Genomic DNA, 11,586 nt, shown 5'->3' on the forward strand with positions numbered 1-11,586 from the left:
GTAAAGGCAGTAATGTCATAGCCAAGTAGTACTAATAACCCATAGGCTTATTGTACGCCTGTTTTTTTAAAACGAGAACAATATATTATATTATTTACAAGTCATGTCTCTTATTTCAATATGTTAAGATATTTGTTTATCCTACGTGATAAACGCTGTATGCTAAAGGATTTAGATCTAATAGCGAGCAGCTATAACTTAAGGTGGTTATAGCGATGGGGCTCACCTCTTACCATTCCGAACAGAGAAGTTAAGCCCATTAGCGCCGATGGTACTGCATTTGTGGGAGAGTAGGTCGTTGCCTTTTTTAATCCTCAACATTTATTTGTTGAGGATTTTTTTTGTGCTAAACTCAACCTAAATAACCAAAGGTAAAGTGTATTGAATGAGTTGTTTATAATTTATAATTGCTTTTTTATTTTCTTCAATATGAGTTGATTGTATAATTCTGTATATTTACTTACAAATCGTTTTGGAATTGAAGATACAACAGCAAAAAAAACTATATTTTACAGAAGGCAAATCCGATAAAGTATACGAAGTGGATTTATGTGAATCTGGTGGAGACTTATTCGTGGTAAATTTTCGATATGGTCGTAGAGGAGCAACTTTAAGAGAAGGAACTAAAACAGTTTTTCCTGTAGATTATGAAGATGCACTGTCTATATTTAATAAGTTAGTCGAAAGTAAAAAGAAAAAAGGATATAGTGAGAGCGGTTCAGTATCTATTCCTGTTAAACAGAACACTGCTCGAGAAGACACTATTTTAAAGTATTTGGAGCAAGCAATTGTTGGTACTTATTCTAGAGATTGGAAAGTCTCTAAAATTATTTTAAGATGTGCAGAACTTAATATTAAGTTAGCATCGACACTTATAGCTCGTTTTATTAATTCTAATGGCGAATTTGAGCAATATGCTTCTATATATACGCTTTGTATTTTAGAAGATGATACACATGTTGATTCGATTTATAATGTTTTCAAAACTGAGAATTTTTCAAATAAAAGTGGTCGTGTTGCTGTTGCATATTGTCTTAAATATGGTAACGATAATGTAAAGAAGGAAATTCAAAATAAGATTTTAAACACGCTTCCATCAGAATTAGGAAATCATATAAAACATCCTAGATTATTTTACGCTGCATTAAAAGATTATTACCTCAAAGAAGAGAATATTGATGCTTCAGTTTTATATTATGTTTATTTATATAGTGATATAGAAAATTTCGATAGGGAAGAGCTATATCAATTCCTTGAAAGTATTCCGTTAAAAGTAAATACATTTAAATCTATTAGATATATTTATCGAGTGGCCCACTTATTAGACGACTATCAGTTTTTAGGCTTGTTATCTAAAAGAATGGGTGTTAGTACACCTGGATATACTTCTAATTATATATATATCGGTCAGCAATGGACTTCAGTAGATATTGAAAAGAAAAAAGAGAATCCTTCTGTAGCGTTTTCATCTAAAACACGAAAATATTTTAATAAAAACACCTATAGCTTAGTTTATAAATTAAGTAAAACTGACATACCTGGTTATTTGGATTATGCAGTGGCTATGTTAGTTTCGTTAAATGATAAAACGGATAGAAACGCTTCTAATGTGCAATACAATTATATTTATGATTCTGTAGAAAGACGCTATATTACTGAGCGTCGAATCTTTCCAAGATATCATGAGTTTACTGCACTAATGTATGTGCTTTATGGTAATTCTACTTTGTTAAACAGAGATAATACTAAATGGTTTTATTCTGAAGATATTAAGTTGGAAGATCTAGAACGAGCAGAAATTCTTCCAGAAGTTTGGAATAGCAACCCTGAGAAAGTACTGTATGTTTTAAGCCATGCTAAGAGTGAAGAGGCTGTGTTTTTCGCATTACGAATTATAAAAGTGAAAAAGAATATTTTAGATTCACTTTTGTTAGATGATTTACAACGTTTAGTTTCTCATTATCATCCTAAAGTTTTGGACGTGATTTTAGAATCTATAAAAAATAAATATAAAAACATACAACCTGAAGATGCTATCATGTTGGCATTATTAAGTTCTAAAAATGAAAGAGCTATAGAATTAGGGCTTGGTTGGCTTAATTTTTATGAACGGGATTACTTTTCTCGAGATGAATTTGTAATCGGTTTATTACTAACTGGTGAAGTAAAGGTTATTGATTATTTAAAAACTTTATATGGCAGTATTCCTAAATATAATTTTATACTTAATTTAAATGCTTTGAAAGGCTTATTTCAATCACATTCTATCTATACTGAAGCTTATCTTTTAGAGGTAAACAATTTAATAGGAAATACGACTTTTGGGAGCTTATTGAGTGATGTATCTTTGGAGGAGATTAATAAATTGGCATCTTCTAATAGTGTTACAAATAAATTATTTGCGGCTTATTTAGCTAAGCACAATAAAATAGAAACATTCCTATTATTTAAAGATTCGATAGATAAATATATTAATTCTGATGAAGCTAGATTAAGGCAAGTTGGTATTGAGTTATTATCTCAGTTTCCTGATCACTTTTTGCTAGAGAATAGTAAAAAGATTAGCGGTTTTTGTTTTTCTGAATACGAAGAAGTAAGGACAGCAATACAACCAACTATAGAACGGTTGGTTAATTTAGACACTGATTTCAAAACAAGTCTTTTTAATAGCCTACTTATAGTATTGATTGAAGCAGAAAAATATGATGGTTTACATGCTAACTGTTACAGCCTATTAACAGAAAACTATAAGCATTATTTAAATGATATTTCTCATGAGTTTATGTTTAAACTTGTGCTTTCTCATTACGAATATGCTCAAAAACTTGGCCTTCCTTTATTTAAACAACATATAGATTTAAACACGTTACCTGTTGAGAAACTTGTCTCTTTAGGTAATTCAGACATTTTTGAAATACGTAAAATGCTTCAAGATTATTTTCAGTTACATATTCCGAAGATTAATTATGAGTTAGAAAAGGCATTATTAATTTTTAATTCAAGTTGGCAAGATATTATAGATTGGGCTTGCGATTATTTTGAAAGAAGCATTGAAGAAAAAAACTGGACAGTTAACATGCTGTTATACGCTTGCGATCATACTAAAAACGAAGTACAAGCTTTTGGTAGAAAAATGATAACAGCTCATTTTAGGGAGGAGAAAGGTTTGCCGTTACTTATTAAACTACAAGAGCATCCTACAAAGGATATGCAGTTTTTTGTAACGAACTATTTAGAAACATATGCTAAAGATAGTCCAGATGTTATTTTAAAACTGGAAACATATTTTAAAACGAGCTTATTTAATATTAATACACATCGTTCAACTAAAACAAGAATTTATGCTTTTTTAGAACAAGAATCTGTTAAAAGTAAGGTGGTTGCAGAAATGACTGTACGTTTAATAAATAGTATTCTTGGGACAAAAACCATAAAAGATAGAAGTAATAACATTGATGTTTTACTGAGTATATATGATGTTTTTCCAGAAATTGAAGTTCCGTTATTAATAAAATCAAATTAAAAACATGCAATTTAATTATAAATACGGAAGCGGAAGTGCTGTTAATAATGGAGTATCTAGCACTAATGTTAGTTTTGCTCCAGATGTACTTCGCGATCCTACATTTTTTGTAGGGACTTTAGATAAAAAAATTCCGTTTAGAGAAGCTATCTCTGCATTGCATCATGTTGTGGTTGCAGATTTTAATTTTCAACCAAAAGATAATTCGGCTTATTTGGCTTGGTTAAAAGGTCAGGAAGAGATTTGGTTATCGGAGGCTAGTTCCGATTTATCGAAATTGCGTTCAGAAATTCACGAGGTACGTGCAAAAATGGATGGACTTCGTAAAGAGCGTGACTCTATAATGAAACCTTATTATAAAGCACAAAGTGCCTATTTTAAGTTTTTATATAAAAGAGATATGGATGCTTGGATGGTTTTAGACCCAGTAATTACGGTGCATCCCGATCAAGTATTTTTTGAATGTTTTAGTAAAGATGAATCTGTTTACGGTAAATTATCATGTGGATATGATGTTTTTAAAGATATTAATGAATTTAAGTGTGGTACCACAAACATTGATTATTCTAAGAAATTATATGAAGAGTTTCAGAAAATAAGAACTTATAAAGAGACAGATTTTAAAATAGATCCTAAGGGTTTTGATGTTAAAACAACAGGTGAAGTTAATTATAGAGAAGTAAAAATTGATTTGCCTGATAGTTGGGTTCGTGGCTTTTTACAAGTGAGTACAGCAATGACCACTAAAAAAGTATCTTTTGAACTAGAAGCTATCGATATTGCCAATTTTATTTCAGTTTTAAAAAGAAATAAAGAACGTAGGGGTCCTCGGTCTATTAAATACATTCTGAAACCAAATGAGCCTATTGTTGCAGTTTTTGAACCTTGGAATATTGAAATAGTCTGTAATCAATCGATTTATAAAGGAGATGAGTATGAGGAAATTAGAGTTTGGGGACGTAGACGTATTCTACTTTTAGAACGATTACTGCCAATAACCAACAAATTTAGCGTTCATCTTTTAGGTAACGGCATGCCTTCATTTTACACGGCACATTTAACCAATGATATGTATTTTACATTGGGGCTTTCTGGATGGACAGCGAACGATTGGACACAGTCAAGCCAATTAGAATTATTAGCACCTCGTGCGTTAGTGCCTGCTACAACTATGCAAAGTATTTATTTAGAATTACGAAATACGTGGTTTGCAAGCGAAACAGATTTGGCTAAAAATCTAAATTTAGATGTTACCACAGTTAATAAATCGATGGAAACTTTTGCGCAAGCAGGCAAAGTAATTTATGATCTGAAAAATAAAGTTTATCGTGTACGCGAATTAAAACGTGATGGTATTGATATAGAATCGCTTCGTTTTTCTAGTGAAACAGATAAGGACGCATATAGGTTAATGGAACAAGGAGCGGTTGCTAACTTAAAAATTACAGAACAGAACGGCAAAGTATTGTTAACCGCCACAGTAAGTAATAATTATAATACAGTTGTATTAATAGATAAAGATTTAAAAATTACAGATGCTAAGTGCAACTGTAATGAGTTTTATAAAAATAAAATGACAAAAGGACCTTGTGCGCATATTTTGGCTACAAGAATCACTTTTGATAAAAAATAATATTATATTTAAACCATGGTAGTAATAAGATAAAAACCTTGCATTTTGATTGGTGGATCGCCAATCTTGCTTACAGATACCGAACGCGTCACTGACTCGAACTTAACTTGTGAAATAGGTACCATAGTACCATTTCCGGTTAGACTTCTACGAAGTGAAATAGTACTATGGTACCTATTTCACTGGAGTTGTTCAATTCAGTCTTGAGAATCGTACGAAGGGCATTCAAAATACATCTTATTGCTACCTTTTTTTTGTTATATGAGAAATAATTCTACGGAAAGAAGACAAGAAATTTATGATAAAATAAAGGCATCTTCTAAACAAGAATATATCCTTTCGGAAATGAAACGCTTAGGGTTTTGGAATGAGGGAGAACTTGATTTTAAAGCTGTAAATACGTTTTTTAACGAAGAAAGAGAATTATCTCAGAAACTTCAAAAACTTTTAAAAGAAAAAAAAGTTATAGAAGATCCGGAAGCTTTTTTGGCTAAAAAACACCAAGAACGCAAGCTTGCTTCTAAACAATCTCAAAAAGCAACTAAAGAACGTCGTGAAAAAGAACGTTTGGAAAAGGCTGAGAGATGGCGTGTTTCTAAAGAGAAAGATATTATTTATTTGGGTGAAAATTATTCGCATCAATTAAATGAGCAGATATCTAATACCGAACGTTTAAAATCTAAAAACTTACCTGTTTTACATACAGCCGAAGATTTAGCGAAAGCTATGAATATTTCTATTGGTGAGTTAAGGTTTTTGTCGTTTTCAAGAAAAAACTCCAAAATTAGTCATTACAAAAGATTTCAAATGGCTAAAAAATCTGGTGGATATCGTTTAATCTCAGCACCTATGCCTAAGTTAAAAAAGGCACAGCACTGGGTGTTAGAATCGGTTTTAAATATAGTATCTGTTCACTCAAATGCACATGGTTGCGTTATAGGAAGATCGATTAAAACCAATGCCGAACCACATGTTGGGAAAGCTGTTGTTATTAATCAGGATTTTAAGAATTTTTTTCCTTCTGTTACTTATGCGCGAATTAAAGGTGTGTTTTTAGCTTTAGGTTATTCTAATCAGGTTGCAACTATTTTTTCTCTTTTATGTTCGGAACCTAAAATACTAGATGTTTCCCTTTTAGGTGAAGATTATTACGCGCAACGTGGCGAACGTTTTTTACCGCAAGGCGCCCCTACAAGTCCGGCGATTACAAATATTCTTTGTGAAAAGTTAGATTTTAGATTAACGGGTTTAGCAAATAAATACGGTTTTACATACACGCGCTATGTAGATGATATTACATTTTCTGGCACTCATGATAGTTTTGACAAAATAACACCGCTTTTAAAATACTCTAGATACGTTGTAAATAGTGAGAATTTTAATTTACATCCCGAAAAATTACGCATCATGAAGCGTAATGCTAAACAAGAGGTTACAGGTGTTGTTGTTAACGAAAAAACTAATATTCCAAAAGGAGATTTAAAACGTTTTAGAGCACTTCTATTCCAGATAGAGAAAGATGGTATAGAAGGTAAATATTGGACTAAAGGAGGTAATGTTTTGGCTCAAATAGATGGTTATGCAAATTATATTTTTCAGATAGAACCAGAAAAGGGTGTATTGTATAAAAAACGTGTAAATGTTATATTAGAAAAATATAATTACAAGGAAAAACATAAAGCAACTTATGTACCAAAAGTTTTAGATAAACGTGAGAAGGCTAATAAACCGGATTCTGTTGGCGGTATTTTTAATAAAATCATGTCTTTCTTTAGAAAATAGAAATATTCATTAATTGATAGGATTTACTTTGCGGATGGTTGCGGGAGTGATAGAAACGGCATCCTTTTTTATTTGATAAGCCTTATTATGCAAATTAGAAATTAGATTTCTAATATTGCTTTGAAGGTCACTTTAATAACCCTCTAAAAAAGATATAGTGGATAGCACGGTTTTTATTTTTCTTAAAAACCCGCCCAAAAAATCTTTGTTATTTTAGCTTAAGTTGGAATTTGAACTAAAATAGCAGTGCCTTTATTTTTTTTGCTCTTTATTGAAAGTTGCCCTTTTAAGATATTAATGCGCTCGGTCATGGTTTTTAATCCAAGGCTATTTAGGGTTATGGTGTCGTCGATGTCGAAACCGTTTCCGTTATCTCTTATTAACACTTTAATACCGTTTTTTTGTTTTAAAATATTTACAAATAAGGTGCTGGCATTAGCATGTTTAATAACGTTACTAACAGATTCTTGTATAAATCTATAAAAATTGAGCGTTTCCACATCATCGAAACGCGTGTTAACATCATCTATTTCTAGGGTTACAAAAAGGTCTGTGGTTTCGTCTAATTCGAATAATAATTTTTGAATACTACTGGTTAAACCTAGTTTTGTTAATGTAATTGGGTATAAATCTCGCGATATATGCCTGACTTCTTCTAGAGTATTTTGCACGAGCAAGGATAATTCTGGTTGATCTAATGCTTGGGTTTTCCATTTTAGAAGTACTAGTTGTTGGCCAACACTATCGTGTAAATCTTTAGAAATACGTGTGCGTTCTTGTTCTTGGGCTTTTATTAGTTCTTGAGAAAAGCCTTGCTGTACAAATTCGCGGTGTTTGGCATTGGCGTAAGAGCGATAAAATAATATGCAGGCAAATAAAACTAGCATGCTAATTATTCGGAAGGTTAATTGTTGCGTTTTGTTTTTATTTTCAACATTGAGTAACTCTATATTGGTATTTTGAGCTTCTATTTTTCGATCTCGTTTTTCGGTTTCGTAAAGTGTTTGGAAATAGGCAAGCGTTTTTGTGTTTTGCACACTAGTAATGGAATCTTTTAAAGTGTAATAATTTACTAAATGTTGATTCGCTTTTTGTGGGTTATCGGTTGCTTGATATACTTTGGCTATAAATTTTTCTGCAAGCATAATTTCTTCATAACCTCGTTTTTGTTTTCTTAGGGTTAAATATTCTTTTCCATACGCAAGTGCGTTAGAGTAGTTGCCTTTTTGGTATTCTAGTGATTTTAATGCAAAAATATATGATTCACGATTTTTACTAGACTTATTATTTAAATAGATTTTCTTAAGTTCTTTAAAGTTAGTTTCGGCTAAATCTAAATTATTATTTTCGGCATATGCTATTACTAATTCGGCTAAAATAGTCGACTTTAAATACATCTCGTTTTCAGATTTGGCATTGCAATCAATAGATTTTTTTAAGTATGCTATTTGTTTTTTATAGTCGGCTATTTTTCTGTAATCGGTTGCAGCGTTGAAGTATAGACTAATAAGGTGGTCGTTTCTGTCGTCTTGTTTAGCGAGTTCTATGGCTTCATTTCGTTCTTTTTCGGCTTCTTTAAAAAAAGCATTTTTACTGTATAAAACGGATAGAGCATTTTTTGAAGATAGTATGTTGAAGTTATCTTTTACTTCGGTAAATATATCTATAGCAGTTTTTAAACTTTTTGAAGCTTCGGGAAATTTACCTAAATCAGATTCTGTGTAACCTAAATATAAGTGAGCGAAACCTGCTAACCGTGTTTCATTATATTTTTGTGCGTATACAATAGTTTTGTTGTAGAATTTAATGGCTGTATCTACATCGTTTAGATAGTAGTAACTATCGGCTACATTTAAATAAAACCTGGTTAATGCATGGCTATTTTGCATGTGTTCGTAGGTTTTAATGTGTTTCTTATACAGCTTTAGCCCTTCTGATGGGTTACTTATTATATTGTTTTTGTAGTAGATTAAATCGGCAATATGGTTGCCGGCGAGCTCTAAAGAATCTAATTTTAGAGCAAGATTTATGGTTTGATTTACAATAGTATCATACTGTAAATCGGTTTTGTATTTAACAATAGAAACCAGGCTATCCATCCATTTTAAGCGCTGTCCATTTTGAGATTGTTGGATGTTTGAATGTATTTTGGAAATAGATTTCTCTATGTCCGATTGTTGCGCGCTTATACCAAATACTATAAAAAGGGAAATATAGAAAAGTGCTAACTTCATGGTAGTTAGGTTTGTTTCTTTAAATATATGCGATTTGTGCGACAAAAAATAAAAAAGCCTCGAAAAAACTTCGAGGCTAATAATATTATGGAATATTTAAATATTTATGGGTTTGTAATGATACTTTCCATCTCGGATTTTTCATGACGTAATCTACAATTTCTGGAACCACTTTATCACGTTTGCTCCATTCTGGTTGTAGGTATAGAATGCAGTCGTTGTTTACTTTTTCAGCTTGTTCTTCCGCAAAGCGAAAATCATCTTTATTGTAAATAATTACTTTAAGTTCATGGGCATTATCGTAAACTTCTTTAGTAGGAAGTTTCATTTTTTTTGGAGACAGGCAAATCCAATCCCAAATACCAGTAAGTTTATAAGCTCCCGATGTTTCAATATGTACTTGTAATCCTTCAGCTTTAAGCTGTGTTGTTAAAGGGGTCATATCCCAAGTTAATGGCTCACCTCCGGTAATTACAATAGTATCACTATGTTTTTTAGCATTTTCAACAATGTTAGTGATTAATGTAGGCGGATGCAGATTGGCATTCCAACTCTCTTTTACATCGCACCAATGGCAGCCTACATCGCATCCACCAACTCGAATAAAATATGCCGCGGTACCTTTGTGAAAACCCTCACCTTGAATAGTATAAAATTCTTCCATTAATGGAAGCATTTCTCCTTTATCAACTAATTGTTGTATTTCTTTCTTCATAAGTTGGCAAAGATACGGATTTCGTTAGTTTTTATAGAAATTTTGTTTTACATTCGATGTTACATATAGTAATCTTTATTCTCTCAAAAGAACTAATAAAAATGAAAAGGTATTCCCTCATGCTTGCGCTATGCGTTAGCTTTTTCTTTGCACAATCTCAAGTAGGAATTGGCACAACAACTCCAGATGACGGATCAGTTTTACAAATAGATAGTAAAGTAGGTGCTTTTGTTCCTCCACGAATGACATTTAGTGAAATGTCTGCGATTACAACTCCTTTAGATGGTGCTTTGGTTTTTAATACAACCCACAACACTTATTTTGTATATAGAAATGGTGTTTGGTCTAGTCAAACAAATGCGAGCTTAATATTAAATAAAAATTATCCAGTAGGGAATAGTGCGCTTTCTGCACCAAATGATACTTATGTTGATTTTCCTATAGGGCCGTCAGATATAATTGCTACAAACTCCAGCACATACGATGTTACTGCTAATGGCACGGTTAAAATAAAAGAAGCCGGGAATTATTGGTTTAGTGCTGCGCTATCAACGAGTAATATGCCAGGTGGTAATAAAAAATATATTATAGCGCTTGATGTTAATGGGGCATTAGTAGCATATTTAACAAGAGGTTTTTCTAGCTTGCCTGCTTCTGGTACAGATTATTGGGGAACAAGCGGAAATGTTATGTATCCTATATCAGCTAACGACGTGATAACGTTGAAATATGTATTGAATAATGGCGGCAGTCCTTTAAACGCTAAATTTATTAATATTGGTATCAGTCGGCTTAATTAATTTTGTTATTAACAAGTTTTCTAGCTATATTCGATGAATAATTAAAATAAACTAGCTCCCTAAGGCTATATTAAAATGAAAAAAATCTCCCTCATGCTCGCGCTATGCGCTAGTTTTTTCTGTGCGCAATCTCAGGTAGGTATCGGTACTACAAGTCCAGACAATTCTTCAATTTTAGATGTTGACTCAGATAGTAAAGGTATTTTAATTCCTCGATTAACTACTACCCAAAGAAATAGCATAGTATCACCTGCTATAGGTTTATTGATATTCAATACTACAACAAGTAAGTTTGAGTTTAATTCTGGATCGGTAGTAACTCCAATATGGAATCCGATAAACTCTCATGCTACGGTAAGTGCTGACCCTGGAAATATATTAGGTTCAGGAACAGATTCTGGTGCATATATAGGTGTTACAACCTATATCGGTAAATTTATTATTACCAATACCGGAACTCAAACTATTACAGGTTTACCATTTGAACCAAGCTCGATTAAGTTTTCGGCTTATGCCAACGTAGAGACTGAAAATATAAATGGTGATAACGGAACATCTAATAACGACAATAGTTTCCAAAACTCATTTGGATCTATGCAAGGTTATGCTACTAACTATGGCGTAATAGATCAACAAGTTATTTTTAACGGAGGAAATGGTAACTCTATTAATGATATTTCTAGATACGCTTCTAGTTCTAGAGCCATAGGTATTCGTTATGGAAATCAAAACGGGGATAATTTGGGTTTAACAGCAGCTGAAGTAACAAGCTTTAATGCCGATGGTTTTACTATCAATGTTACTGATAAAACAGAGGACATTATTGTTATTTATGAAGCTTATAGGTAATAAACTTTGAGGCAGATAGAAATCAACGGTTCTATGTCTTTCCATTGAAA

General features: G+C 32.1%; 7 protein-coding genes and 1 rRNA gene. 6 read left to right on the forward strand and 2 right to left on the reverse strand.

The features are described 5' to 3' along the window. The first annotated feature begins 199 nt into the window (after positions 1-199). From rrf to BM246_RS16845, 4 genes are all read left to right on the forward strand, one after another. Positions 200-307: ribosomal RNA gene (gene rrf / locus BM246_RS16830) — 5S ribosomal RNA — on the forward strand. A gap of 171 nt (positions 308-478) precedes the next feature. Beyond that, positions 479-3,523, forward strand: a complete 3,045-nt coding sequence (locus tag BM246_RS16835; RefSeq protein ID WP_074939542.1) for a WGR domain-containing protein — start codon at positions 479-481, stop codon at positions 3,521-3,523. 4 nt (positions 3,524-3,527) lie between these two features. Continuing rightward, positions 3,528-5,156, forward strand: a complete 1,629-nt coding sequence (locus tag BM246_RS16840) for an SWIM zinc finger family protein (protein ID WP_074939545.1) — start codon at positions 3,528-3,530, stop codon at positions 5,154-5,156. 261 nt (positions 5,157-5,417) lie between these two features. After that, the gene (locus BM246_RS16845; RefSeq protein WP_074939548.1) at positions 5,418-6,938 is read left to right on the forward strand and encodes a reverse transcriptase family protein; all 1,521 of its coding nucleotides are present in this window, start codon (positions 5,418-5,420) and stop codon (positions 6,936-6,938) included. 218 nt (positions 6,939-7,156) lie between these two features. Here BM246_RS16845 and BM246_RS16850 read toward each other — a convergent pair whose 3' ends face one another. Further along, positions 7,157-9,172, reverse strand: a complete 2,016-nt coding sequence (locus tag BM246_RS16850; protein WP_139221919.1) for a tetratricopeptide repeat-containing sensor histidine kinase — start codon at positions 9,170-9,172, stop codon at positions 7,157-7,159. An 85-nt stretch (positions 9,173-9,257) separates the two neighbouring features. Further along, a complete protein-coding gene (locus BM246_RS16855) occupies positions 9,258-9,887 on the reverse strand; it encodes a 7-carboxy-7-deazaguanine synthase QueE (RefSeq protein ID WP_042499874.1) in 630 nt (209 codons plus the stop codon). A gap of 101 nt (positions 9,888-9,988) precedes the next feature. On the opposite strand from BM246_RS16855, the gene BM246_RS16860 reads away from it, so the two are divergent. After that, positions 9,989-10,687, forward strand: coding sequence for a hypothetical protein (locus tag BM246_RS16860; RefSeq protein WP_074939562.1), 699 nt, complete (start codon positions 9,989-9,991; stop codon positions 10,685-10,687). Between the two features lie 75 nt (positions 10,688-10,762). After that, a complete protein-coding gene (locus BM246_RS16865; protein WP_139221920.1) occupies positions 10,763-11,536 on the forward strand; it encodes a hypothetical protein in 774 nt (257 codons plus the stop codon). Positions 11,537-11,586: the final 50 nt, after the last annotated feature.

The organism is Algibacter lectus, from assembly GCF_900112395.1.
Lineage (GTDB): Bacteria > Bacteroidota > Bacteroidia > Flavobacteriales > Flavobacteriaceae > Algibacter > Algibacter lectus.